General features: G+C 50.8%; 25 protein-coding genes and 1 other annotated feature. Of the genes, 16 read left to right on the plus strand and 9 right to left on the minus strand.

The window, feature by feature from the left end; all coding sequences use genetic code 11:
• Positions 1 to 32 precede the first annotated feature (32 nt).
• Positions 33 to 1,820: a heme ABC transporter permease/ATP-binding protein CydD gene (gene cydD, locus KNV97_RS12235; protein ID WP_136484095.1), complete on the plus strand. Its 1,788-nt coding sequence runs from the start codon at positions 33 to 35 to the stop codon at positions 1,818 to 1,820.
• Positions 1,813 to 3,534: a heme ABC transporter ATP-binding protein/permease CydC gene (cydC, locus tag KNV97_RS12240; RefSeq protein ID WP_136484096.1), complete on the plus strand. Its 1,722-nt coding sequence runs from the start codon at positions 1,813 to 1,815 to the stop codon at positions 3,532 to 3,534. Before cydD ends, cydC begins: the two co-directional genes overlap by 8 nt.
• A 216-nt stretch (positions 3,535 to 3,750) precedes the next feature.
• On the opposite strand, the gene rluB is transcribed toward cydC, so the two are convergent.
• The 3 genes from rluB to rnm all read right to left on the minus strand — a co-directional run bounded on the left by rluB (position 3,751) and on the right by rnm (position 6,305).
• Positions 3,751 to 4,689 carry a 23S rRNA pseudouridine(2605) synthase RluB gene (gene rluB / locus KNV97_RS12245; protein ID WP_136484097.1) on the minus strand — a complete coding sequence of 313 codons (939 nt, stop codon included), beginning with the start codon at positions 4,687 to 4,689 and terminating at the stop codon, positions 3,751 to 3,753.
• A gap of 120 nt (positions 4,690 to 4,809) precedes the next feature.
• Positions 4,810 to 5,430: an L-threonylcarbamoyladenylate synthase gene (locus tag KNV97_RS12250; RefSeq protein ID WP_136484098.1), complete on the minus strand. Its 621-nt coding sequence runs from the start codon at positions 5,428 to 5,430 to the stop codon at positions 4,810 to 4,812.
• Positions 5,427 to 6,305 (minus strand): RNase RNM, encoded by an 879-nt coding sequence (gene rnm, locus KNV97_RS12255; protein ID WP_136484099.1) that lies wholly within the window; start codon positions 6,303 to 6,305, stop codon positions 5,427 to 5,429. The genes KNV97_RS12250 and rnm overlap by 4 nt, the downstream gene beginning before the upstream one ends.
• 150 nt (positions 6,306 to 6,455) lie before the next feature.
• Positions 6,456 to 6,558 (plus strand) — a sequence feature (Trp leader region).
• A gap of 103 nt (positions 6,559 to 6,661) precedes the next feature.
• Here rnm and KNV97_RS12260 point away from each other — a divergent pair.
• From KNV97_RS12260 to KNV97_RS12315, 12 genes are all read left to right on the plus strand, one after another.
• A complete protein-coding gene (locus tag KNV97_RS12260; RefSeq protein WP_218563230.1) occupies positions 6,662 to 8,227 on the plus strand; it encodes an anthranilate synthase component 1 in 1,566 nt (521 codons plus the stop codon).
• Between the two features lie 11 nt (positions 8,228 to 8,238).
• Positions 8,239 to 8,841 carry an aminodeoxychorismate/anthranilate synthase component II gene (locus KNV97_RS12265; RefSeq protein WP_136484102.1) on the plus strand — a complete coding sequence of 201 codons (603 nt, stop codon included), beginning with the start codon at positions 8,239 to 8,241 and terminating at the stop codon, positions 8,839 to 8,841.
• Between the two features lie 134 nt (positions 8,842 to 8,975).
• Complete coding sequence (trpD, locus tag KNV97_RS12270) at positions 8,976 to 9,974, plus strand: anthranilate phosphoribosyltransferase (RefSeq protein WP_218563231.1); 999 nt, start codon at positions 8,976 to 8,978, stop codon at positions 9,972 to 9,974.
• Positions 9,975 to 9,981: 7 nt separating this feature from the next.
• Positions 9,982 to 11,433, plus strand: coding sequence for a bifunctional indole-3-glycerol-phosphate synthase TrpC/phosphoribosylanthranilate isomerase TrpF (trpCF, locus tag KNV97_RS12275; protein ID WP_136484104.1), 1,452 nt, complete (start codon positions 9,982 to 9,984; stop codon positions 11,431 to 11,433).
• A 49-nt stretch (positions 11,434 to 11,482) separates the two neighbouring features.
• A complete protein-coding gene (trpB, locus tag KNV97_RS12280) occupies positions 11,483 to 12,673 on the plus strand; it encodes a tryptophan synthase subunit beta (RefSeq protein WP_218563232.1) in 1,191 nt (396 codons plus the stop codon).
• Entirely contained in the window at positions 12,673 to 13,479 is an 807-nt protein-coding gene (gene trpA, locus KNV97_RS12285; protein ID WP_218563233.1) for a tryptophan synthase subunit alpha, read from the plus strand. Before trpB ends, trpA begins: the two co-directional genes overlap by 1 nt.
• A gap of 320 nt (positions 13,480 to 13,799) precedes the next feature.
• Entirely contained in the window at positions 13,800 to 15,062 is a 1,263-nt protein-coding gene (locus KNV97_RS12290) for a dicarboxylate/amino acid:cation symporter (RefSeq protein ID WP_136484107.1), read from the plus strand.
• A gap of 166 nt (positions 15,063 to 15,228) precedes the next feature.
• Positions 15,229 to 15,459: a phage protein GemA/Gp16 family protein gene (locus KNV97_RS12295; protein WP_136484108.1), complete on the plus strand. Its 231-nt coding sequence runs from the start codon at positions 15,229 to 15,231 to the stop codon at positions 15,457 to 15,459.
• A 107-nt stretch (positions 15,460 to 15,566) separates the two neighbouring features.
• Complete coding sequence (locus KNV97_RS12300) at positions 15,567 to 16,112, plus strand: septation protein A (RefSeq protein ID WP_136484109.1); 546 nt, start codon at positions 15,567 to 15,569, stop codon at positions 16,110 to 16,112.
• Between the two features lie 114 nt (positions 16,113 to 16,226).
• Positions 16,227 to 16,628: an acyl-CoA thioester hydrolase YciA gene (gene yciA / locus KNV97_RS12305; RefSeq protein ID WP_136484110.1), complete on the plus strand. Its 402-nt coding sequence runs from the start codon at positions 16,227 to 16,229 to the stop codon at positions 16,626 to 16,628.
• Between the two features lie 110 nt (positions 16,629 to 16,738).
• Positions 16,739 to 17,035 carry a YciI family protein gene (locus KNV97_RS12310; RefSeq protein ID WP_136484111.1) on the plus strand — a complete coding sequence of 99 codons (297 nt, stop codon included), beginning with the start codon at positions 16,739 to 16,741 and terminating at the stop codon, positions 17,033 to 17,035.
• Position 17,036: 1 nt separating this feature from the next.
• Positions 17,037 to 17,426: a GspS/AspS pilotin family protein gene (locus KNV97_RS12315; protein WP_218563234.1), complete on the plus strand. Its 390-nt coding sequence runs from the start codon at positions 17,037 to 17,039 to the stop codon at positions 17,424 to 17,426.
• Between the two features lie 63 nt (positions 17,427 to 17,489).
• Here the strand turns inward: KNV97_RS12315 and KNV97_RS12320 are convergent, their stop codons facing one another.
• A complete protein-coding gene (locus KNV97_RS12320; RefSeq protein WP_218563235.1) occupies positions 17,490 to 19,412 on the minus strand; it encodes a methyl-accepting chemotaxis protein in 1,923 nt (640 codons plus the stop codon).
• A 394-nt stretch (positions 19,413 to 19,806) separates the two neighbouring features.
• On the opposite strand from KNV97_RS12320, the gene metR reads away from it, so the two are divergent.
• A complete protein-coding gene (gene metR / locus KNV97_RS12325) occupies positions 19,807 to 20,718 on the plus strand; it encodes an HTH-type transcriptional regulator MetR (protein WP_136484114.1) in 912 nt (303 codons plus the stop codon).
• Positions 20,719 to 20,776: 58 nt separating this feature from the next.
• Here the strand turns inward: metR and KNV97_RS12330 are convergent, their stop codons facing one another.
• Positions 20,777 to 20,980, minus strand: a complete 204-nt coding sequence (locus KNV97_RS12330; protein ID WP_218563428.1) for a DUF4250 domain-containing protein — start codon at positions 20,978 to 20,980, stop codon at positions 20,777 to 20,779.
• A 229-nt stretch (positions 20,981 to 21,209) separates the two neighbouring features.
• A complete protein-coding gene (locus KNV97_RS12335; RefSeq protein ID WP_136484116.1) occupies positions 21,210 to 21,890 on the minus strand; it encodes a hypothetical protein in 681 nt (226 codons plus the stop codon).
• A 377-nt stretch (positions 21,891 to 22,267) separates the two neighbouring features.
• Between KNV97_RS12335 and KNV97_RS12340 the strand changes: the two genes are divergently transcribed.
• Complete coding sequence (locus KNV97_RS12340) at positions 22,268 to 23,797, plus strand: EAL domain-containing protein (protein ID WP_218563236.1); 1,530 nt, start codon at positions 22,268 to 22,270, stop codon at positions 23,795 to 23,797.
• Between the two features lie 175 nt (positions 23,798 to 23,972).
• Here the strand turns inward: KNV97_RS12340 and KNV97_RS12345 are convergent, their stop codons facing one another.
• The 3 genes from KNV97_RS12345 to KNV97_RS12355 all read right to left on the minus strand — a co-directional run bounded on the left by KNV97_RS12345 (position 23,973) and on the right by KNV97_RS12355 (position 26,569).
• Positions 23,973 to 24,671 carry an aspartate/glutamate racemase family protein gene (locus KNV97_RS12345; RefSeq protein WP_218563237.1) on the minus strand — a complete coding sequence of 233 codons (699 nt, stop codon included), beginning with the start codon at positions 24,669 to 24,671 and terminating at the stop codon, positions 23,973 to 23,975.
• Positions 24,672 to 24,758: 87 nt separating this feature from the next.
• Positions 24,759 to 26,066 (minus strand): TRAP transporter large permease, encoded by a 1,308-nt coding sequence (locus tag KNV97_RS12350; protein ID WP_206208390.1) that lies wholly within the window; start codon positions 26,064 to 26,066, stop codon positions 24,759 to 24,761.
• Positions 26,067 to 26,083: 17 nt separating this feature from the next.
• Positions 26,084 to 26,569 carry a TRAP transporter small permease gene (locus KNV97_RS12355; RefSeq protein WP_218563238.1) on the minus strand — a complete coding sequence of 162 codons (486 nt, stop codon included), beginning with the start codon at positions 26,567 to 26,569 and terminating at the stop codon, positions 26,084 to 26,086.
• Between the last annotated feature and the right edge of the window lie 51 nt (positions 26,570 to 26,620).

Below are 26,620 nucleotides of genomic sequence, written 5' to 3' on the forward strand. Positions count from 1 at the left end.
ATCATAAGAATTCAAGATAAGCCTTCAAGTATATGGATAAGAAAAAGCAACGGAGCTTGAATATCTGGCTCAAACAGCAGAGCAAACTGGCCAAGCGCTGGTTAATGCTGGCTATTGGGCTAGGCGTATTATCCAGTGTGTTTTTGCTCGCGCAAGCCGCTCTGCTCGCCTCGGTATTACATCAGCTCATCATTCAACATGTCGACAAGTATGAGTTAGTCCCCTACTTTGCGGGACTGATCGTCATCATTGCAATACGCGCCGCGTGCTCCTGGGGCCGCGAACTGGCTGGCTTTCGTGCCGGCAAAGAGATCCGGATCTACATCCGGCAACTGATTTTCGACAAACTGCGCACCCTTGGGCCTGCCTATATTAAAGGCAAACCGGCGGGTGCCTGGGCGACGCTGACCCTGGAACAGGTCGAAAATATGCATGACTTCTTTGCCCGCTACCTGCCGCAAATGTCCTTGTCTGTGCTGATCCCGTTTGTGATTCTTGTCGTGGTATTCCCGGTCAACTGGGCTGCGGGTTTGATCTTCCTGATCACCGCGCCATTGGTGCCGCTGTTTATGGCACTGGTCGGTATTAAAGCGGCCGACGCAGGGCGCAAAAACTTCAAAGCGCTGCAGCGCCTGTCCGGCCATTTTTACGACCGCCTGCAATCAATGACCACCATTCGTCTGTTTGACCGCACTGCTGCGGAAACCGAGCAGATGCGGGGCGCTTCGGAAGTATTCCGTAAGCGTACGATGGATGTGTTGCGGATAGCGTTTCTCTCCTCCGCTGTACTGGAGTTTTTCACTTCGGTTTCTATCGCCATTACCGCGGTTTACTTTGGTTTCAGCTTCATCGGTGAACTGGACTTTGGCTACTACGGCGCTGGTGTGACCCTGTTTGCCGGTATTTTCATTCTGGTGCTGGCACCGGAATTTTATCAACCGCTGCGCGATCTGGGTACGTTCTACCATGCCAGACAGCAAGCCGTTGGCGCCGCTGAAAGCATCGTCGAGTTTCTTGATATCGACGTCAGCAAAGTCCAATCCGGCTCTGCGCAAATGCAGGATGCGGATGATGTCGAAATCATTGCCACTGATCTGCAGGTGTTCAGCCCCGAAGGTCAGCGCCTGGTTGGTCCGGTCTCATTCCGCCTCAATCGCGGCGAGACAACCGCCCTGGTCGGCCCGAGTGGTGCCGGTAAAACCAGCCTGATTAACGCGCTTCTCGGTTTTATGCCTTATGACGGCAGCCTGACCATCAACGGCACCGAGCTTAGTCAGCTTGATCACGCCAGCTGGCGTAAACACATCAGCTGGGTCGGTCAGAACCCGCTACTGGTACACGGCACCATTCGTGAAAACATTACCCTCGGCAAATCCAACATCAGTGACAACCAGGTGCAAGAGGTACTTGAGCACTCCTTTGCCGCTGAGTTTGTCAACAAACAGGGCCTGGATTACCCGATCAGCGACCGCTCCGGAGGCCTGTCAGTCGGTCAGGCTCAACGTCTTGCTCTGGCGCGTGCGATGCTGCAACAAGGCCGCTTCTGGCTGCTGGATGAACCTACCGCCAGTCTGGATGCCCGCAGTGAGCAACTGGTAATGCAAGGTCTGACTCAACAAATCACCCACAAAACCGCGCTGCTGGTGACACACCAGTTACTGCCACTGCAATCTGTCAGTCAGATTCTGGTGATGCAGGATGGCGCCCTGGTCCAGGCCGGCGATTTTACTGCGCTGAGCCAGCAACCAGGACTGTTTGCCGATATGCTGGCGTCTAACCAGGCGCTGCACGAAGCCGATAAGGGGAACTTAGATGCGTGATTTATTACCCTACCTGAAACTGTATAAAAAGCACTGGTTTGGTCTGACGCTGGGCATGCTGCTTGGCCTCGCCACTCTGGGCGCGTCTATCGGCCTGCTTACCCTGTCCGGCTGGTTCTTGTCCGCCGCTGCGGTGGCCGGCCTGACCGTTGCGCGCGAAACCTTTAACTACATGCTGCCCGGCGCATTTGTGCGTGGTTTTGCAATGGGCCGTACTGCCGGCCGCTGGGGTGAGCGCGTGGTCAGCCACAACGCCACGTTTAAGCTGCTGACCGATCTGCGCATCTTTTTCTTCCAGAAACTGGCGCCAATGATCCCGGGCCGCGTGTCTAACCTGCGCGATGCGGATCTGCTCAACCGTCTGGTGGCAGATATCGATGCGATGGACCATGTTTACCTGCGCCTTATCAGCCCGGTCACCATTGGTGTACTCGGTGTAGCCGGCCTGACCGCGTTAATCTGCTGGTTTGATCAAACCCTTGGCCTGACGCTGGGCGCCATCCTGCTGCTTCTGCTGCTGACCTGGCCGGTGCTGTTTTACAAACTGGGTAAACGCAATGGTGCCGAGCTGACCCAAAATAAAGCCGACATGCGTGTCGCGACCCTGGACTGGCTGCAAGGTTACAGCGAACTGACCATCTTTGGCGCTGAAGCACGCTATCGCGCAGCGATTTACACCGCACAGGAAAAACTGCTGGCTAACCAGAAACTCAACGCCAGCTTTAACGGCCTGGCCTCTGCCCTGCTGATGCTGGCTAACGGCTGGACTCTGGTCCTGATGCTATGGCTCGCCGCAGACGGCGTTAACGGTCAGGCACCGGATCCTATGATTGCGCTAGTGGTATTCGCGACGATGGCCAGTGTTGAGCTGCTGATGCCGATTGCCGGAGCGTTCCAATATCTGGGCCAAACCCTGACTTCAGCGCGTCGTCTTAATGAGGTGATTTTAGCCGAACCGGATGTGGTATTCCCAACGGACACTACCCGCCACTCGGGCCAGTTTGATATCGCGTTTGATAACATCGGCTTTGCGTACAACGACAGCGAGCAGCCAGTCCTGCGTGATGTCAGCCTGACCATTCCGGCCGGCCACAAAACCGCCATCGTCGGTCAGACGGGCTCGGGTAAATCGACCCTGATCCAGCTGCTGTGCCGCTACTGGGATGTACAGCAAGGTGAAGTCCGCATTGCCGGAACCCGACTGCAAGACTGGAATGAAAGCGACCTGCGCGCGGCGATCAGCGTGGTCAGCCAGCGCGTTGATATCCTGAACGGCACGCTACGTGACAATTTGATCATGGCCAAACCGGATGCCGATGATGCCCTGCTGCGTGAAACTCTGCAACGAGTCGGCCTTGGTAAACTGCTTGATGCTCCGGGATTGGATGCCTGGCTGGGTGACGCGGGTCGTCAGCTGTCCGGGGGTGAAAAACGCCGTATCGGTATCGCCCGTGCACTGCTGCACAACGGCCCGATTCTGCTGCTTGATGAGCCAACCGAAGGTCTCGACAAGCAGACCGAAAAGCAAATCATGGCGCTGTTTGAGTCGCACTTTACCAACAAAACGGTCATCTTCATCACCCACCGTCTGGTGGAACTGGAAAAGATGGATACCATTTGCCTGATTGAACAGGGCGAGATTGTCGAGCATGGCAACCATCATCAGTTGCTGGCCGAGCAAGGCCGTTACTTCCAGCTCAATCAGACGCTGTAACCTAAACCGTATCAGTGCTGCTTAACCTCAGCCCCGCTTATCCGCGGGGCTTTTTCTTGCCTGAACAACGCCAGTCTTAAAACGATCCAGCGGCAGTAAAATAATCCAACGGCAATAAAAAACCCGAGCATGGCCCGGGCTTTGCTATTCAATATGTTTTATCACTGCTGCTGTCATCAGGTTACGATTAACCAGACTCAGACCAGAGCGGCTGACTTAACGGCCTTTACGTGGTTCACTGGCTGCTTTACCGCGAGAGCCACCCTCTTTACGACGAGAGTTGGCACGACCGCCGGCTGGTGTGCTGACGCGCTCTTCATGGCGACGAACTGCACGACGAATCTTCTGGCTGCGTGAACGCTCACGTTTACGAGAAGTGTTGTCTTTCGACAGATCCAGCATAGTGCTGTTTTCCGGCTTCAGTTCGACCAACTCACGCAGATAGTTAACGTCTTTCAGTGACAGTTCCATCCAGCCGCCACGAGGCAGTTTTTTATCCAAGAAGATGTCACCGTAGCGCACACGCTTCAGTCGGCTTACTGTCGTTTCCTGTGATTCCCACAGACGACGAACTTCACGGTTACGGCCTTCGTTGATCACCACGTAGAACGTATGGTTCATGCCTTCACCGCCAGCGTAGACTACGTCTTCAAAACGAGCCATACCATCGTCCAGCTCAACGCCGCGTACCAGGTTGCGTACTTTGTCTTCAGTCACATCACCGAACACACGCACCAGATACTCACGTTCAACCTGACGACTTGGGTGCATCAGACGGTTTGCCAGCTCACCATCAGTGGTAAACAGCAGCAGACCCGAGGTGTTGGCATCCAGACGGCCCACCGAAATCCAGCGCGAGCCACGAATTTTTGGTAGACGATCAAACACCGTACGACGACCTTCCGGGTCGTGACGGGTACAAAGTTCACCTTCCGGCTTGTAGTAAGCCAGAACGCGACATACAACTTCTTCCTGCGCTTTAGCTGACACAACGTGTCCGTCTATACGCACGATGGCGTTTTCATCATCCAGGCGTTCGCCCAGGACAGCTACCTTGCCATTAACACTTACGCGCCCAGCTCGGATCAGAGCTTCCAGCTCACGACGAGAACCATGACCAGCACGTGCTAAAACCTTTTGTAACTTTTCGCTCATTTATCTACCTATGATGTCGTCTTCTCAGACGTCGAATAACAAGATGCGACCTCAAAATCGCGGTCGCGTATTATCGCAAAAAATCCGCGAAAAAGCATCTTTTTATTAGCGCCTGTTCGATTACTCAAATGGTGTCGGATCGCCCGCACCTAAACGCACCACTTGCATTTCATCTTCGCTGAAATCAATCACTGTGGTTGGTTGTTCGCCCAGATAGCCGCCGGCCAGAATGACATCAACCGCATGCTCAAGGCGATCGCGAATCTCTTCCGGATCCGATTCCGTGGTTTGGTTACCCGGCAGAATCAGCGAAGTGGACATCAGCGGCTCACCCAGCGCCTCCAGCAGATCCAGCGCGATCTTATTGTCTGGCACGCGGATACCTATCGTCTTACGCTTTGCATTCATCAGGCGACGCGGCACTTCTTTGGTGCCCTTAAAAATAAAGGTGTAAGGACCCGGCGTGTTGTTCTTCAGCAAGCGGAAAGCCGTGTTATCAACGCGTGCATATAAAGATAGCTCAGATAAATCGCGGCACAGCAGAGTAAAATTATGTTTGTCGTCCAGACGGCGGATCTGACAGATACGCTCCAGGGCATGTTTATTTTCTAACTGGCAACCCAGCGCATAACCGGAATCGGTCGGGTATACGATGACACCGCCATTGCGAATAATTGCTACCGCCTGATTGATCAAACGGGTCTGTGGATTCTCAGGATGCACATAAAAAAACTGGCTCATTGTGATACCTCATCATTGAGTCTCTCGACTGGATGTTTGGAAAGATTGGTCCAATCTTTCCAAACAGGTTCTACTCCGGAAGGCAACCAAAGATTGCGCCCTAATTCCATCCACGGGGACGGGTAATGAAAGTCGCTCCCTTGAGAAGCTAATAGATTGTATTGTATCGCATAATCGGCAAGATTGCGTTTTTCTTGCGGCGCTTGTTGTGGCTGGGCCACTTCCATCGCATCGCCACCCGCTTCACTGAACGCCTCGATAAGGCGTTTCAGCCATTTCGTGGTCAGATCGTAACGGGCCGGATGGGCCAGCACCGCCTGGCCGCCGGCAGCATGGATAGCATCAATCGCGTCCTTCATTGTACACCAGTTCGGTGGCACATAACCGGGATTGTTGCGGGTCAGATATTTTTTAAATACCTGCTGCATATTCTTCACATAGCCGGCATCCACCAGCCATTTGGCAAAATGGGCACGCGTGATCGGCGCATCGCCGGCAATGGCTTGCACTTCTTCTAAAACACCTTCACGGGTCGCCTTTTCCAGACGCTCGGCAATCATTTCCGCCCGCGCCACACGGTGCGCTTTTTGCGCTTCAATTAAACGCAGCAGCTCCGGCGTTTGGATATCGATATTCAGGCCGACAATATGAATGTCTTTGTTTTGCCACACGGTCGAGAATTCAATCCCGTTGATCAGGGTAATCGCATGTTGCCGGGACTGAATATACTCACGTGCCGGTTGCAGTGAATCGACCGTATCGTGGTCAGTGATCGCCAGCACATCGATGTTAAATTCAACCGCTCTTTCAATCAGTTGCTCGAAACTCAGACGACCATCAGATGCCGTGGTGTGACTGTGTAGGTCAATTTTCATAATTTTTTTAATTTGCCGGTTATTTGGGCTTGACTTTCGACCTCCGCACTAGTTTACTAGTACACAAATACGAGAGCACAGTTTAAGGTTCCCATGTTACTAGAAATTACAGCAAACCATAATCCCCAATTCAGCCCTGCTGTTGCAGCGCTAAACTGGTGGCACACTTGGACAAGTTCTTAGTGGGCTCGCGTATACCTGTCTGACAGGAAACGTCTTTCAAGAAGCCCGCTGACTTAGCGGGCTTTTTATTTTATTTTTCATTATATTATTCGTCGGGTTTCGCTCCATACATCAGTCTGCATTACAGCGAACAAACCCAACCGGCAAACGCAAAATTCAGATAAGGAGGTCTTGTGAACAAGGCCATTGAAATCAAAAATCGCGCAACCATTGAAGTACTGAATACGACGTTGCCGTACACCCAGGATCCAACCGCACTGTTTCACGCTTTGTGTGACGGTAAAACAGACTGCCTGTTGCTGGAATCTGCCGAAATCGACTCAAAACAAAACCTGAAAAGCCTGCTGTTGGTTGATGCCGCTGCACGCATCATCTGTTACGGCCACGAAGTAACCTTTCAGGCATTAAGTGATAACGGCCGTGCTCTGATCGACGTTCTGGCGCAAAACGTTGTGGCAGACATCCCGAGCCAGCGCAGCGAGTCAACCCTGACGCTGACGTTTACCACACCATGCGATACATTAGATGAAGATTCGCGCCTGCGTGAAGCGTCATCATTTGATGCGCTGCGCCTGGTGCAGCACAGCTTTGATCTGAGCGATAAAGATAAATACGCGCTCTTCCTTGGTGGTCTGTTTGCTTACGATATGGTGGCAAACTTTGAACCACTCGGTGAAGCCGCGGCAATCAACGACTGTCCGGATTACGTGTTCTATGTGTCTGAGAACCTGATGATCATCGACCACCAGACCGCGACCTGCCAGTTACAGGCAACGGCGTTTACCTCTGACAGTGCCGTCAAAGCAACGCTGCGTGCCCGTCAGGAAGAGATCAAAGCGCAAACGTCGCAGAACCTGACTCTGCCGCAGGCCACTAAGCTGCCAAACGTTGAACTGACCACTAATATTGAAGACGCACGGTTCTGCGATATCGTGCGCGATCTGAAAGATCACGTGATTAAAGGCGATATTTTCCAGGTCGTCCCATCACGCCGTTTCTTCCTGCCTTGCCCTTCCCCTCTGGCCGCTTACCAGCGCCTGAAAGAGAGCAATCCGAGCCCGTACATGTTCTACATGCAGGATGAACGCTTCACCCTGTTCGGTGCTTCACCGGAGAGCGCGCTGAAATACGCAACAGACACCAACCAGATTGAAATCTACCCGATCGCCGGTACCCGCCCGCGCGGTAAAAATGCGGATGGTTCGATTAACTTCGACCTCGACAGCCGTCTGGAACTGGAACTGCGCTGCGACAAGAAAGAGAACGCCGAACATATGATGCTGGTTGACCTGGCCCGTAATGATGTGGCGCGTATTGCCGAAGCCGGCAGCCGTCACGTGGCGGACCTGCTCAAAGTTGATCGCTACAGCCACGTGATGCACCTCGTTTCCCGCGTAGTTGGCCAACTGCGCAGTGACTTGGATGCCCTGCACGCTTACCAGGCCTGCATGAACATGGGCACCCTGACCGGCGCGCCGAAAATCCGCGCCATGCAGTTGATTCGTGATGTTGAGAAAGAACGCCGTGGCAGCTACGGCGGCGCAGTGGGTTACTTGACTGGTGAAGGTGATTTAGACACCTGTATCGTCATTCGCTCTGCGTTTGTTGAAAACGGTATTGCTCAGGTTCAGGCTGGTGCGGGCGTGGTGTATGACTCTGACCCACAATCGGAAGCCGATGAAACCCGAGGCAAAGCTCAGGCGGTGATTTCCGCGATTCAATTTGCACACCAGGCGTAAGGAGACTCAACATGACGCAAACAACTCAAACCGCCAATATCGTTTTTATCGATAACTTTGACTCTTTTACCTACAACCTGGTTGATCAATTCCGTTCTCTTGGCCATCAAGTGACCATCTACCGTAATCACATCCCGGCCGATGTGATTGAGCAGGCGGTGGCCAAACTCGACAACCCAGTCGTGGTTCTGTCACCGGGTCCGGGTGCGCCATCGGACGCGGGTTCCATGCCGGAAATCCTGCAACGCCTGAAAGGCAAAGTACCGATGATCGGTATTTGTCTCGGACACCAGGCTATGGTGGAAGCCTACGGCGGCGTTGTGGCTGGTGCCGGTGAAATCGTACACGGTAAAGTTTCTATGATGGAGCATAACCAGCACCCGATTTATCAGGGGCTGCCTTCTCCGCTGGCCATTGCCCGTTATCACTCTCTGGTTGCGACCGAAGTGCCGGACAGCCTGACCGTCACCGCTGAAGTGGATGGCCTGGCGATGTCGATCGTCAACGATGCCGACAAACTGTGCGGTTTCCAGTTCCACCCGGAATCCATCATGACCACTCAGGGTGCGACTCTGCTCGCGAACGCGATTAACTGGGCGATGGATAAAGCATAACGACGTCCCTTTCATTTGACGTCAGACCCAATTCGCAGACGACAGATCCGGCGCGAACACGACAGACAAAAGATTAACCGCTCGCTGAATAACTGATATACATCAACGAGCTGGCAGGATACGGAGAGAAAGCAATGCAAGCGATCATTAATAAGCTGTATGAACAGCAGGCGCTGACTCAGGATGAGAGCCAGGCACTATTTGACTACATTATCCGTGGTGAGTGTGAGCAACCTCTGATGGCTGCCGCGCTGACCGCACTGAAAATCAAAGGTGAAACACCAGACGAAATCGTCGGTGCAGTACGCGCCCTGGTAGCGAATGCCAGCCCCTTCCCACGCCCGGATTATGACTTTGCCGACATCGTCGGTACCGGTGGCGACGGCGCTAACACCATCAACATTTCAACCACCTCAGCGTTCGTTGCGGCAGCTTGTGGGGTCAAAGTGGCCAAACACGGCAACCGCGGAGTATCGAGCAAATCCGGTTCATCGGATCTGCTCAGCGCATTTGGTATCAACATGGAAATGAGCGCACAGAATACCCGTCAGGCTCTGGACGATCTCGGCGTCGCCTTCCTGTTTGCGCCGCAATATCACGGTGGTTTCCGCCATGCGGCACCAGTGCGTCAGAGCATGAAAACCCGCACCATTTTCAATATTCTCGGCCCGCTGATTAACCCGGCTCGCCCGAATATCCAACTAATGGGCGTATACAGCCCAGAATTGGTTCGTCCTATCGCCGAAACCATGGTACAAATGGGTTTGAAACGAGCCGCTGTGGTTCATGGTTCAGGATTGGACGAAGTGGCAATTCATGGAGAGACACTGGTTGCCGAAATCAAAGATGGTAAAATTGTCGAGTACACCCTTACGCCGCAAGACTTTGGCCTGGACAGCTACCCGCTGCAAGCCATTGAAGGTGGCGATCCACAGGAAAACCGCCTCATCATCGAAAACATTCTGACTGGCAAGGGGACATCTGCTCAGGTCGCCGCAGTGGCGGTGAACGTTGCCCTGTTGCTGCGCATGTTTGGCTTTGAAGATTTGAAAGCCAACGCACAACAAGCCATTGATGTCATGAACTCAGGCAAAGCGTTTGATCTGGTACAACAACTAGCAGAGCGAGGTTAATCCCCTGATGTCTGAACAAAACGTGTCTGAACAGAACAAAGCACACACCCCATCATCCGGACAATTGTCTGAGCACATTTCGGTGCACAATGCCCAGATGGCCGAAGTACTGGCAAAAATCGTCACTGACAAAGTGACCTGGGTTGCTGAGCGCAAAGCCTCACAACCACTGGAAACCTTCAAATCTCTGCTGACTGCTTCCGATCGTAGCTTCTACGATGCGCTCAGCGGCGACAACACCGTATTCATTCTGGAATGCAAAAAAGCATCGCCATCGAAGGGATTGATTCGTCAGCATTTCGATCTGGACTACATCGCGTCGGTCTACAACCAGTACGCGAATGCCATCTCTGTACTGACTGATGAGAAGTACTTTCAGGGCAGTTTTGACTTCCTGCCACGCGTGCGTGCCCAGGTTTCCCAGCCAGTGCTGTGCAAAGATTTCATGATCGACACTTACCAGGTTTATCTTGCTCGTCACTACGGCGCCGATGCTATTCTGCTGATGTTATCTGTACTGGATGACGACACTTACCGTGAGCTGGCTAACGTGGCTCACGAGCTGGGCATGGGCGTGCTGACAGAAGTCAGTAACGATGAAGAGCTGGAGCGCGCCGTGGCACTACAGGCACGAGTTATCGGTATCAACAACCGAAACCTGCGCGATTTGACGACGGATCTTAACCGTACCAAACAAATGGCACCGAAACTGCCAAAAGGTACCACAGTGATTTCCGAGTCCGGTATCTACACTCACCAGCAAGTACGTGACCTGTCCCGCTTCGCCAATGGCTTTTTGATCGGCAGCTCACTGATGAGTCAGGACAATGTTGAACTGGCCGTACGTAAAGTGGTGCTGGGTGAAAACAAAGTATGTGGGCTGACTCATGCCGACGACGCGGTGAAAGCGTATCAGGCTGGCGCGGCATTTGGTGGTCTGATTTTTGTGGAAAAATCGAAACGCTACGTTGATATCGAGACCGCACGTATGACCATGAGCGGTGCGCCGCTGCAATACGTGGGTGTGTTCCAGAATCACAGTATCGATGCTGTCGTTGATATCGCAACTGACCTGGGTCTGTTTGCCGTCCAACTGCACGGTGATGAAGACCAGGCTTATGTCGATGAACTCAACGCCCGCCTGCCGGAGCAGACTGAAGTATGGAAGGCGTACGGCATCGAAGACACGTTACCAGCCATGCTGAATAACGTCGATCGTCACTTGCTTGATGCCAAAGTGGGCAACCAGAGTGGCGGCACCGGCCGTGTGTTTGACTGGAACCTGATCGACAACCCACAACGCATTATGCTGGCCGGCGGCCTTAATCCGGACAATGTCAAACAAGCGGCCCAGCTGGGCTGCCTCGGTCTGGACCTCAACTCAGGAGTTGAGAGCGAGCCGGGTAAAAAAGACATGGCCAAACTGCGCCAGGCATTCAACGAAATCCGTAATTACTAATTGACCATAACCATAAATCGCAAGAAACGGTTATTGAAGGAATAAGATCATGGCAAAATTAAACGCCTACTTTGGCGAATACGGTGGTCAGTTTGTACCACAAATCCTGGTTCCGGCACTCGACCAGCTGGAACAGGCTTTTATCGACGCACAGGAAGATCCTGAATTTCGTTCTGAATTTATGTCCCTGCTGCAAGAGTATGCGGGTCGTCCGACCGCGCTGACTCTGACGCAAAACATCACCAAGGGTACCAAAACCAAGCTGTACCTGAAGCGCGAAGATCTGCTGCACGGCGGCGCGCACAAAACCAACCAGGTACTGGGTCAGGCTCTGCTGGCTAAACGCATGGGAAAAACGGAAATCATTGCAGAGACAGGGGCAGGTCAGCACGGCGTTGCCACCGCTCTGGCTTGTGCGCTGATGGGGCTGAAATGCCGCGTTTACATGGGGGCGAAAGACGTCGAGCGCCAAAGCCCGAACGTATTCCGTATGCGCCTGATGGGAGCGGAAGTGATCCCGGTTCACTCCGGTTCCGCAACGCTGAAAGATGCATGTAACGAAGCGCTGCGTGACTGGTCTGGCAGCTACGAAACTGCGCACTACCTGCTGGGTACTGCCGCAGGCCCTCACCCGTTTCCGACTATCGTACGTGAATTTCAGCGCATTATCGGTGAAGAAACCAAGAACCAAATCCTGGCGCGTGAAGGGCGTCTGCCGGATGCAGTGATTGCCTGTGTCGGCGGCGGTTCAAACGCTATCGGTATGTTCGCCGATTTCATCGAAGAAGAGTCAGTGCGCCTGATTGGTGTTGAACCAGCGGGTAAAGGTATTGATACCGACATGCACGGCGCGCCGCTGAAACACGGTAAAACCGGCATTTACTTCGGCATGAAAGCACCGATGATGCAGGACGAAGACGGTCAGATTGAAGAGTCTTACTCTGTGTCTGCTGGTCTGGACTTCCCGTCAGTCGGCCCGCAGCATGCGCACCTGAACGCGATTGGCCGCGCCGAATACGAAAGCATTACCGATGATGAAGCGCTGGAAGCGTTCCAGAAACTGGCCCGCAATGAAGGCATCATCCCTGCGCTGGAATCTTCGCATGCACTGGCTCAGGCAGTGAAAATGGCGTACGCCGAACCTGATAAAGAACAATTGCTGGTGGTTAACCTTTCCGGCCGTGGTGACAAAGATATCTTCACCGTGTTGAAGATTTTAGAAGAAAAAGGAGAGATCTAATGGACCGCTATCAATCGCTATTCCAGCGTCTGGCTGACAACAAACAGGGGGCTTTCGTTCCGTTTGTCACCATCGGCGATCCGAATCCGGAGCAATCACTGCGTATCATGCAAACGCTGGTCGAATCAGGTGCTGATGCTCTGGAACTGGGTATCCCGTTTTCTGACCCTTTGGCGGACGGTCCGACCATTCAGGGCGCAAATATTCGTGCTCTGGACGCCCAAACGACTCCGAGTGTCTGCTTTGAGCTGATTGGTAAAATCCGTGCTCAGTATCCGGAACTGCCAATTGGCCTGCTGATGTATGCGAACCTGGTTTACGCACGTGGTGTTGACAACTTCTACCAACGTTGCCAGCAAACGGGCATCGATTCGGTGTTGGTGGCGGACGTCCCGACCAACGAAAGTGAAGAATTTGTCGCAGCGGCAAATAAATACGGTATCAAGCCAATTTTCATCGCACCGCCGACAGCGAGTGATGAAACATTGCAATCGGTAGCCAAACTCGGTGGTGGTTACACTTACCTGCTGTCTCGTGCCGGTGTCACCGGTACCGAAACTAAAGCTAAGATGCCGGTCCTGACTCAGCTGGACAAACTCAACCAGTATAATGCGCCACCCTCTCTGCTTGGCTTTGGCATTTCCGAACCGGAGCAGGTTAAACAGGCTATCGCTTCCGGCGCAGCCGGCGCTATCTCGGGTTCAGCCGTGGTAAAAATTATCGAGACCAACCAGGGTGACGATGAGAAAATGTTAACAGAGTTAGCACAATTCACCCGTAATATGAAAGCAGCAACTTATCGGTAAATGCTGTTAAGATAAGTGTTTGGTTTCTTACTCATGTCAGAAACCAAACACTTTACTAACAAGTCCCCGTTTTATTCCTTCCTTATACTGTGCTAATTCATTGACATTTCACTTACTTAAAACTTCAAAGCAAACGTTTTCGTGTGCTTAAAAATCCTACTCACGTCAATAAAATAGTTGTTTGATGCCAAATTCCCCCTGATTACATATTGCCAATTGTGACAGGAACGTGTAAAAAGCGGGAACAATACAATTATCCACTGAATATATTATGCACAGAGGGTAATACTGGACATTTCAATATTGTTAGCACAGAGGTTATGGAAGTGTTAAAAGAAAAGAACTTATTAAGCAACATCGGCGTTCAGGTCGTGATTGCGATGATCCTGGGTACTGCAATCGGTGCCACCATGGGTCAAGACGCCGCAATGTTTGCACCTCTGGGTGCCATTTTCATTAATTTAATCAAAATGCTGGTGATCCCACTGGTCGCCGTTGCCCTGATTTCAGGTGCAGCCGGTCTGGGTGACAGCCAGTCCGCAGGTAAAGTCGGCTTCGTAACTCTGGGTTACTTTGCTGTGACTTCAGCGCTGGCGGTAGCTCTGGCTCTGGTAATGGGTGCCGTATTCCAGCCAGGTCTAGGCATTGATGTCTCCGGCGTGGAAGGCATGTTCTCTTCTGAATATGCATCAAAAGGTGAACTACCAACTTTCTGGGCCACCATCATTGGTATGATCCCAACCAACGTTTTCCAGTCACTGAATGATGCGAACATCCTGCAGATTCTGGTCTTCTGCCTGTTCCTGGGCGTAGCGATTTCTAAGCAGCCAAAGAACAAACGTGAGCCAGTGATCAATGGCGTAAATACTCTTGTTGATGCCATGGTATGGATGATCAACAAGGTCATGATTATCGCCCCTATCGGTGTATTTGGCCTGATGGCTGAAGCCGTGGGTACATTCGGTTTCGGCGCACTGATGGTGGTGTTCAAGCTGTTTGTTGTGTACGTAGCCGCTATCCTGATCTTCGGTTTCGTGGTTTACCCGCTGATGATCCAACTGTTCACTAAGACTTCAGCGAAGAACTTCATCAAAGCGATGAAGAAACCGCAAGCCGTGGCACTGTCTACTGCATCATCAATGGCCACTCTGCCAGTAACGATGGACACCGTTGAAAACGAACTGGGTGTGCGTAACTCTACCGCGTCATTCGTACTGCCTCTGGGCGCAACCATCAATATGTCCGGTAACGCGATTTACTACGGCCTGGTTGCTGTCTTCTTCGCACAACTGTTCCATATTGACCTGAGCATGGGCGCTTACGTTGCGATCATCGTCACTGCAACTCTGGGCGCTGTTGGTCAGGCAGGTGTACCGGGTCCGTCATTCCTGGTTGTTGCTGTACTGCTAGCGGCAGGTATTCCAATCGAAGGTCTGCCACTGCTGTTCGCTCTGGACCGTATCTTCGATATGATCCGTACTGCGCTGAACATCACTGGTGACGCCGCGTGTGCGGTTATCGTTGATGCTCTGATCAAAGAAGAAGCAGAAGCTGAAAAAGAGTACCAGAATCAGGAAGCATAATTCTGATTGAGCGGGCACTGCACCGAGAAAATTGCCAAAGCCACTCTTCGGAGTGGCTTTTTCATATCTGCTATTTTCTCCTGACCGTTGCACCTTTTACGTCATCGACACGTAGAAAACTTTGAAACCAGACTTCGCCTGAGTGGCTTTACTAAGGAGGTCTACCATGACCATGCAACGCCACTGCTATTATGCTCTGATTCACCAAGGTATCGAAACCCTGCTGCACGAGCGATTCGGAGCCAGCGACAATAGTGCCTACCATCAAACCTTACGTGACATGACCGGTAAGTCGAGCTGTTTTAACTTGTCCGATGACGAGTTGGAGCAACTGGTCGAAAACCTGAGCAATGAAGGCTACTTGCACAACGCTCAAGCACTCTCCTGCCAGTTGTAACCAAGCGCAAACGCCGACAAATTTGTTTCAAATTATCATTTAATGTTTAGCTGGCGGTCTTAATTCGTTAGACTGTCAGCAAGCTACTATTCGGACGTATCGACACCATGAAACAATTGCTCGACTTTATCCCACTGATCATCTTTTTTGCCCTGTTCAAGTTCTATGACATCTATGTCGCCACCGGCGCACTTATTGCCGCAACGGCAGTGCAGATAGTGGTGACTTACTTCCTGTTTAAGAAAGTGGAAAAAATGCAGATCATCACCTTTTTGTTGGTGGCGGTTTTTGGTGGCATGACCATCTTCCTGCACGATGATAACTTCATCAAATGGAAAGTAACTATTGTCTACATGATTTTCGCGCTGGGACTGACGATCAGCCATTTAATGGGCAAATCAGCGATTAAAGGCATGCTGGGCAAAGAAATCACTCTGCCGGAAGCGGTATGGAGCAAGGTAAACTGGGCCTGGGTGGGTTTCTTCTCTGTGTGTGCGGTCCTCAATATTTACATCGCGTACCAGCTGCCGCTCGACACCTGGGTCAACTTTAAAGTGTTCGGCCTGCTGGCGGCGACTTTCGCTTACACTCTGCTGACCGGTGTCTATATTTATAAGCACCTGCCTAAAGAGCAGAACAACTCTGGCGAGTAAAACAGCAAACAGTGCCCGAAAGGTGAATCACTGATACTTTTGTTGTTATAATTCCTATTATTGTTGTTACAGCGACCTATACGGTCGCTGTTTTGTTTATTGCGGATATCAAGAATGAATCAGGAAGTACACTCACCGAAGGGCCAGATGCTGCTCAGAACCCTGGCAATGCCAGCCGATACCAACGCAAACGGCGATATTTTTGGTGGCTGGATTATGTCTCAGCTCGATTTGGCCGGCGGCATTCTGGCCAAAGAAATCTCCTGCGGACGTATCGTTACTGTGTCGGTGTCGAGCATTACCTTTAAGAAACCGGTCCGGGTGGGCGACGTCGTCTGTTGCTACGGCGAATGCACCAAAATAGGCCGTACATCGATGTCAATTAATCTGGAAGTATGGGTAAAACCTGTCAAAGAAAACGGAGTATTGGACCGTTTTCAAGTCTGCGAAGCGACGTTTAACTACGTGGCCATTGATGCCGATGGCCGTCCACGTCCGATTAAGCCAGGCAAATAATCAAAAAATCTGTTTTTTGCCCTTTAAAACTCAATCTGTTTCAGTACATTAGTATCTCTGACCTAATTTAGGTATACACTTACCGATAAGCAACTTATAAGGAAATTAATATGTGGTACGTCATCTTCTCACAAGATGTTGAAAACTCGCTGGAGAAACGTATGAGTGTTCGCCCGGCTCACCTTGAGCGACTGACAACTCTCCAGGATGAAGGCCGCTTGTTAACAGCAGGTCCGATGCCAGCGATCGATTCAGATAACCCCGGTGAGGCAGGATTCACGGGGTCAACTGTGATCGCAGAGTTCAATTCACTGGATGACGCCAAAGCCTGGGCAGATGCAGATCCTTATGTAACTGCCGGTGTTTATGCTAACGTTATCGTGAAACCATTCAAAAAAGTATTCTGATATGAAAAAATCATCCTTTGGTCTGGCGCTGATCTGCCTGGCGTTACTGGCCGGTTGCAGCTCGACGGCTGAACGTGAAAAAAATCTGGAACTGCTGGCCGCGAATCGCGCCAGTATTCTGAGTGCAGAGTTGCCACTTGAACTCGGTCCGCTGAATATTATGCGTGCCAGCTCCACAGGCAGTATGATTGAGATGATGATGGTCTATAACATCGACCATCCGAAAGCCAAACCGGCCAGCCAGGTGCTGCAAAACAGCATTCACAGCTTCTGCAATGACAAAGACATCCGTGCCAATCTGGATGTTGGTCTAAGCTACCGGATTAAGATGCGCAATACGCGCGGTCAGCTGATGATTGACCAAATGGTGACTGAAAAAGATTGTCCATAGAATACAGGAGGCCTGAGCCTCCTGTTTTTTTATCTGTCGGTTAACGTATTTGCAGGTTAACCATCAAAGCTTAAAGCGGCTGATGGTCGAGACGATCTGCTGGTTGACCTGAGTGATGTCACTCATACCCGCTAGAGTGCGTGACCCAATCTCATCCAGCTCGGTGACAATCTGGTTGAGCTCGTTCATACTCTCGCTGACACCATGCGTGACGCTGCTCTGTTCCTCCGCTGCGGTCGCAATCTGAGTGCTGAGGTCGTTGATGTCGTCAATGTAGCTTGCCATTGTTTCCAGGCTGTCAGCAACGTTCTGTGAACTGCTGGCCGTGTCGTGACAACGCTGCTTGGTTTTACTCATTGCATCAACCACAACCTGGTTGCCCTGCAATAAACGGCCAATCGCATTCTCGATTTCCTGGGTACTGTCTTTGGTGCGGTTAGCCAGATTGCGCACTTCATCCGCAACTACGGCAAAACCACGCCCCTGCTCACCAGCTCGCGCCGCTTCTATGGCCGCATTCAGCGCCAGCAGATTGGTTTGTTCTGCAATTTCGCCAATCACAGTCAGAACCGAATGAATACTCTGAGTTTCTTCACTCATGCTGCGCACACTGTCGACCGTCATGTCCACGTCTTTAATCAGTGCATCCACAGTCGCCAGTGAACGAGCCATAATCTGACGTGACTCAACACTGGTATGGTTAGCCTGCTGGGTAATATTGGACGTGTTGGCAGCGTCCGACGCGGTTGAACCGGCGGTCGCATTCATTTCTTCCAGCGCGGTGACGATCTGCTCAGTCTCGACAACATGATGGCGCAGCTTGTCGGCGTTACGCTGTGACAATGTCTCGACCGAACCGACGTTCGACTGCAGCGTTTGTGAAGCCTGCTTGATCTCCAGCATCATACTTTGTAACTGGCTGATGAAGTTGTTCACACCCTGAGCTATCTGACCAAGCTCATCTTGTGATTTCACCTCAAGACGTTGGGTCAAATCGCCATTGCCGCTCGACAGGCTGTGGATGGTCTGTTTGAGCGATAAAATCGGACGGTACAGCATCTGAATCACCAGATAAGCAATCAACACGCTGACCAGGGTAGCGACCAGGCCTATCACAATCGCAGAGTGCTTAGAGTCGGTAAGATTGGCAAAAGCGATACCCTTACTTTGTCCAATCACAAAGTACCAGTTTTTATTAGCCACTTTAATCTGGCTTGAGTAAAAGATTTTGTCTTCACCGTTCAGTTGGTAGTCCTGCACGCTGTGCTCAGAACCAATAATGCTCTTAGCTGCACCTTTAAACCAGTCGCTTTCCAGAGTCTTGTCACCGGGTTTTAGCGCGCTATTTTGTGAAGACGCAAGCACCGTACCATCATGGTTGATGATCATGGCAGCACTGCCGGCCAGATCGGTCGATTGTTCCACCAGCTTGTTGAGAAAACCCAGTTTCATGTCGACACCCAACATGCCATCCTGAGTTCGCTGCACAATACTGACCCAGTAAGTGTTCGGATCAGCGGAATCCGGATACGGATCCGTCAGTGAAGGGGTCGTCGACTGACGTCCTTCCTTGTAGTAACTCATGGTGCGAATATCACCATTGAATTTATGTCCGGGCCATGCATCGGTAATCTGGTTCCAGTAGGCATCACCGTTGGATTCAAAGCCGATAAAAGAGCTGCCGGTCGCCAGCGTGGTGGCAAACAGCTCGGTCAGATCGATGTAATCCTGCGCCGAATTACCCGGATAAGGCTGATCTTTATACAGCTCGCCTATTCCTTTCACCGCCGTGATTTTTTCCTGAATGAAGGTCTGCACCAGGTTGGCTTTATCCTGGGTGTAGATCTCGCCGCTGCGGGTGATCATTGCACTAATCACTTCCGATTCCTTCAGGTAGGAGATGGTACTGGATATCGCGACTGATGCCGCGACCAAGGCCATGACCGAAACAAGAAGGATTTGTTTAAGTCCGAATGATTTTGTCATATTACTGCTTTCCCTAAGAGTGCTGAACAGTGGAAATACTCCTTATCCACCATGTGTCATATTATCGTTGCTTTATTGACCTTGGCAGAATAGCATTCGTTACCGCCATATTGAACAAGAAAAGGTGGCTTCAATGAGGCCTCTCGCTTTTTTTTTATAACACGGTGACTCCCTCACACGACAGATTAGGTGTATACAGACCAAAGTCCGCTCACTGAACACCCTCACCGTAAAATGAACCCTCGCTTTGATATTCAACTTGTTTATCAAAATAATTCATGGTGAACTACTCCTACTTTAAGTTTATTTAGATTAAATAGACGTCTAGATGTTTACACGCCTATAGAAACGGCGTAAATTCAAAAATATAATTCCAAGTTGGACTAGGCAACTCATGATAGAACTCAAGCACCTGCGTACACTAGTATCACTGCGGGACACTGGTTCGCTGACTTCCACGGCTACAGCGCTGCATTTAACCCAGTCTGCCCTATCGCATCAGATTAAAGATCTCGAAGCCCGCATCGGCGGACAGCTGTTTCTGCGTAAGACCCGTCCGGTACGCTTTACCTCCGAAGGAGAAATCTTACTTAAACTGGCCGATGAGGTACTCCCTAAACTCGCCAAAGCAGAAAATGAGCTGGCCAGTCTGAAAGAAGATGTGAACGGACGCCTGCACATGGCGATCGAATGCCACTCTTGTTTTCAGTGGCTGATGCCTGCTTTGCGTGAATATCAGATTGCCTGGCCAAGTGTGGCACTGGATTTCTCATCCGGTTTCGGCTTTGAACCTCTGCCAGCCCTGCTGGCCGGTGAGTTGGACCTGGTGATTACTTCCGATATTCTGCCGCGTTCCGAAGTGCATTATGAGCCGCTGTTCGATTTCGAAATGCGTTTGGTGACGGCAACCAATCATCCGCTGGCGGAAAAAGAGTTCATTACACCACAAGATTTAGCCGGACAAACCATGCTCAGCTATCCGGTGCAAAAACAGCGCCTCGACGTGGTGAAACATTTTCTGCAGCCAGCAGGTATTGAGCCGGCCAAATGGAAACAAGCCGATAATACGCTGATGCTGGTTCAGATGGTCTCGGCCGGACTTGGCGTGGCGGCATTACCAAACTGGGCCATCAGTGAGTTTTCGCGCCAAGGTCTGGTTACCAGTAAACCACTTGGTAAAGGACTATGGCGCCGCTTGTTTGCCGCAACCCGTAACAGTGAGAAAGATAAACGTTATCTGCAGGCCTTTTTTGCGACTGCCCGTCAGCAATGCAAAAGCCACCTTGATGGCATCAAGATGGCCTGACTGGATACATTTGCCAATGGGCCTGCTCTTAAGCAGGCCCATTGATTGACTCGCTGCCCTAGCTAGTGCCGGCACATTTAAACTGATTGGTCAGCGGATCGTACTGAAATCCGAGAGCGCTCAGTTTGTCGACCACATGATCCACATCCATTTCATAAGTGGTCACCAACTCATCAAGGCTGTCACATTCAAGACGTAACTTTTCATTGACGATTCCCAACAGAATGGCACTGTCTAACTTACCGGCATTACTCAAATCCATCATGGTGCTCCTCAGGTTACAGGACGATAGGACGTGCAGACCTGCAAGTCGGCTTCAACCAGGTTAATTGGTCATGTCATACAACGCCCTTTCTCCGTATAAGCTTAGAACGAAATCCCGACCTGCGGGGTGAATTTACACCCCTGACGGAGAGCAGAGTGGCGCAGCAAAAACAAAAAGCGCCCGAAGGCGCTTTCTCAATATCTCTCATTTTTCATCCAGGCCCCTATTACATCAGGTAAAGGCCGTGGAAACCGGTCGATGCCGCAAGAATCATAACCTGAGCCACAGCAAGCTGCACTTTATCAACCGTCTTTGACATCATGATGTGCCAACTCCAGACTATGATACCGGCAACCAAGAGTGCAAAACTGACAAGCAATGGCTGCGTCATGGCATACAAGCTGTCACTATCGAGACTGTGCGCATAAGGCACGATGCATAATGTGGTTAACATGGCAGAAAGAATACCAGCCACGGGCAGAATACGATGGAAAGCCTGTAAACGAGTTCGGGCAATGGTCATCAGCAGGTGACCGAACATCGCCCCCAATAGCGCAACCATGGTCAGCAGAGAGAGCGCAGCCGACCAACTGTGCGCGTCTCCCAGCAAAATTGCCACGTAAGCAATCGCCAGTCCATCAGCCAGATACAGCACCCACATCGGCCCGCTGTCACGGGTTTTCTTGGTCTGAACCTGAGAATAAAAATAGAAAAGCGCAGCAACAATCAAAAAGGCTTCGATTTTAATTGAAGTGACAGCCAACCAAAGTACAGCAATGGCCGGTAGTACTTTATGAATGCGTCCGCGCTGTCCGGGGCAGATATCCCCTTTAACTAAAACCAGCGTCAGCAAAATTTGTGCACCCAGTAACATAGGCGCAAACACAGTGAGTAGTGAATACAACATAAACCCAACCATCAATGGCGTAAAATCTGGCGCTGATGATATCAAAACCAGCCCTGTCGTGCCTACTGTTGACTGCTTTTGGTTGGTAATTCATCGGCCCTATTGACGGCCCGGCCATTAGCCGCACAGTTTAAGCCGAACCATTGCAATATAAATATTTACCCTCTTGGCGCTATACCGCTATAGAGACGCAGCGCCAAACATAATTTTAAATCATTAATTGCCGTCGTCACATGGAGATTCGTGTTGAGTTGAGCTTTAATAGAAGCACAGATTTCAGGTACACTATCATGTTGTAGCACAAATAAATTGTGTTATAAGCTAGGCAGTAGTCCGGTATTGAGCCTTTAACTTGTTGTCTTGCAGGAATAAACCATTTGTCTACAGCCACTTTAAGCAGTTATCGTCTGTCCAGAATAAAAAAAGCCCGGTTCTACACTGGCTTACTCTTTATTGTCCTGACACTGTCTTCCTTTGTTGCCGCCTACCAATGGGTTACCTATCAATTAGCCGAACAAGCCAGAGCTGAAATCCGTAATGTGATTGAACAAATAGACCAGTTGTTTATCCAGTTGGATAAGATAAGCCGAGATATCAGCGCATACCCGGATCAGGATTGTGCCTCGCTGCAGCCAGTTTTGTTACGCGAAATGCTCAAAATCCCCGGCGGACTCTCGGCGACAAAAAGTCAGCCTCAAGGCTACTGTCATTCAATACAAGGTAGCCTGGCTGCACTACCTTTGACCATGCAGGGACCTTCGATTGAACTCACAAACGGTATGCTCGAAGCTGAATCTGTACTGTATCGGACTGATGGAATGTTGTACGAGGTTTCCGAGCGCTACTTTCTGTCCCTGCTCGATATTAATCCGGCCTTTATTAAACCTTCGCTACTGATCAATCACAGGAGTGTAATGAGTCTGGATCAAAAAAGCGCTCTGGTCAGAGGAGGAATACTCAAGTCGAATCTCTACGACTATAGTTTGCAGTTCAACTACGACAGCAACATGTATCACTGGCGGATAATCAAGCAGGTAACTTACTACCTGCTGATCCCTCTGATGCTGTATGTGTTTGCCAGTTTCAGGATCTATCGTTTTTTGTGTCAGCCGGCATGGCTGGCCGGAGAGTTGGCTTCGGGCATCGCCCACCAACAATTTAAACCTTACATCCAGCCTATTTTTGATAGTGGCGGGCGCATGGTGGGCGGTGAAATTCTGGTGCGCTGGCACCACCCGACGCGTGGAATTGTTGGTCCGTACGAGTTCATTTCTATTATCGAACGTGGCGGGCTGTCACAAAAGCTGACCGAGGCGCTGCTCGAACAGACTGCGACGCATCTTGCCCCGGTAGCCAAACAGCTTCCGGACAATTTCCATATCGCATTCAACATCAGCGCCGAGCAGTTAATCAACGATAAAATCGTCCAAAGCTGCCAGCGTTTTCGCCAGCTGATGAATGCCCCGCATATCAACCTGGTGCTGGAACTGACTGAACGTGAGCAGGCCTTTCAGGTAGCCGAAGTCATGGACACCTACCAGGTCCTGAAAAATGAACATGTCCGCATCTCAATTGATGATTTCGGTACCGGCCATTCGAGTCTGCTCTATCTGCAGATGTTTCAGGCCGATTACCTGAAAATAGACAAGAGTTTTATCGACTTGATTGGTGAGAATGAGCTGTCCAATCACATTGTCAATAACGTACTGGATCTCGCCCGGCGCCTGAATATCCCGACGGTTGCCGAAGGAGTGGAACGTAACGACCAGCTGGACTACCTCACTGTGCATGGTGTCGATTATTTCCAGGGTTACCTGTTCAGTAAGCCGGTAAGCATGGAAACCTTTATTGAACATTACTGCGCTGAACAGGCGAGTGAGACAAAACCACTACATGACGATATTTAAATCGACCGGGAGCAGGAAGAGGTATTTTCGGGTGCATCCGGTATGGATGCCTGGTTGTGCCTCACCTTGAGCAGCATGAAAAATCCGCATGCAGCTCTTTTGGCCCGGGTCGGCTGTTCCCAGGCTGAACTGACGACACTAACCTCAATAATCTATTGTCCTCTCCCCGCCCCATCTAATCCTCAGACAATGCGAACTGCACCGCCTGTTCAGCGTGAATTCGGGTCGTATCGTACAACGGAACCGCTGTATGCGCTTGCTGTACCAACAGCGCGATTTCCGTACACCCCAAAATCACCGCTTGCGCGCCCCGGCGCTGCAAATCCTCGATAACCGTCAGATACTGCTGACGCGAATCGGAATTTATTTTACCCAGACACAACTCCTGATATATCACCTGATGGACGATGTCACGTTGTTCTGCATCAGGAATTAATACATCAATAGCAAAATTGTCGCGCAACCGGCCGCGATAGAAATCCTGTTCCATAGTAAAACGGGTACCGAGCAGCCCTACCCGGCTGACACCATCTTTGATCAGCTGCTGCGCCGTAGCATCCGCAATATGCAGGATCGGGATATCGATATGGGCTTCAATTTCAGCGGCGACTTTATGCATCGTATTGGTGCAGATCAGTAAGAAATCGGCTCCGCCCGCCTGAACCGACATCGCCGCCTCGGTCAACAGTTGTGCCGTCTCCGACCACTTCCCCTGATGCTGAAGTTTTTCAATCGGATCAAAATTAACACTATGCAGGCAAATTTTGGCAGAGTTCAGTCCGCCCAGCCGCTCTTTCACTCCCTGATTGATTGCGCTGTAGTAACTGACCGTGGATTCCCAACTCATGCCACCTAACATACCGATGGTTTTCATCTCCCTTTCCTCTCCTGACGTAGTCGCTTGCAAATAGAAACAGCGAAATTAAAGTACAAACAACAAAATTAGAGTAAAACAACGAATTTAAAGTAAAAACAACGAAATTTGCGGGAACCAGACTAACAGGCACAGGCCAAAAATTGAAACCAGCAAGAACGGAATCACCCCTCTGGCGATAGAAGCAAGTGAGCAGTTGGTGATATTGGCAGCCACAAACAGGTTGATACCAACCGGCGGCGTAATCAGCCCAATCGACAACGCTGTCATCAGCAGGACACCGAACCAGGTCAAATCAATATTCAGCTCACGTACCACAGGCAAAAAGATCGGCAGGGTGATATACATGATAGTCACCGCGTCCATAAACATGCCCACTGTCAGCAAAATAGCCAGAATCACAAATAAAATCATCTGGGGATTTTCGCTGATGGTCAGCATCACTTCGGAGTAATCAATCACCAGCCCGTCTATCTCAATCACCCAGCCAAACAGGCCGGCAAAGGCGACCACGATCATCACTACCGCAGAAGAACACGCGGAATGGGCAAATGCGGCATAAATCTGTTTGAGATTAATGGTGCGATAAATCAGGCTGCCGACAATAATGGCATACACAGAAGCAATGATGGCGGCTTCGGTCGGGGTAAATATACCGCCGTAAATGCCGCCGAGAATCAGCACCGGCGTAAATAAGCCCCAAAAAGCGTGGGTAAACGCCTGGTAAAGACGCTGCAGATAAGTACCTTCCTGATTGTTGGCAACACGCAGTGAAATGGCCTGATCCGCCTCTGAATCTGCCTGATAATGGCGCGACAACGGCAACATGAGCAGCATCAAGCAGCCCAGCAGAATACCCGGCACTATCGTGGCCAGAAACAAATCACTGATCGACGTCTCGGCAATCACACCGTAAATGACCAGCCCGATCGAAGGCGGAATGATCAGCGATAACGCGGCTCCGGTCGATACCAGCCCAGCGGCAAACGGTTTACTGTAGCCGTCTTCGACCATGCCTTTAATAATAAGCGGACCTATAGCAGCAACAGAAGCCGGACCGGAACCGCTCACCGACCCCCAGAACAGACACACAACCGTACCAACCAGCCCCATATTGCCGGGCAGTTTTTCAACCAGTACCCGGAAAAACAGAATCATCCTTTCGGCAATACCGCTGATGCCCATGATGTTGCCGGCCAGAATGAAAAAGGGAATCGCCAGCAAGGTATACTTTGAGCTGCTGGCAATGACTAAATCGGCCACCATATCGAGGCCGAAGTCCATCTGCCACATGGCAAACAACGCAGACAGCCCTAAACAAAACGCCACTGGCACACCAAAGATGATCAGAGCGAAGAACAAAATGATCATCTGGCTCCCAACAGATATATCCACAACTACCACCTTATTTTTTAATTCGTATGCCGCTTTAACTGGGTAAACAACCACTCAATCTGACGAATGATCATCAGAACAAACGCCAGAGGCAGGATGGTTGTGTAGTACCAGGCTTTAATCTGAAGTGCACTGGTGAGAGTTTGCGATTGGTATTGGTTCATCAACAGATCGACCATGTAATACAGCATCACCACCAGGGTAAAGACAATCGCGCCGCTAATAGCGACCTGAAGCAGCTTGCGAACACTTGGAGTAACCTTATCGATCAGAAAATCAACCGAAAGCAGTTGGCTGCGCTTAATGGCAATAGCGGTACCAAACAGAGTCAGGGCCACCATACCGTTGATGACAATCTCTTGAGTTGAAGCTAAGGAATAGTTGGTAAAGGTACGCACGATGACATTAGCAAAACCCAGCACCAGCATAACCACGAAAATCATTACGCAGATGGTTTCTTCTAATTGCCGCCATGCTTTGTTGAACAGTGTGGCTGTAGTCATTTTATATTTTTAATCGAGTATGAATGAGTGTGAAAGACTTGCATGGAGTGG

The organism is Vibrio ostreae, from assembly GCF_019226825.1.
Classification (GTDB): Bacteria; Pseudomonadota; Gammaproteobacteria; order Enterobacterales; family Vibrionaceae; genus Vibrio; species Vibrio ostreae.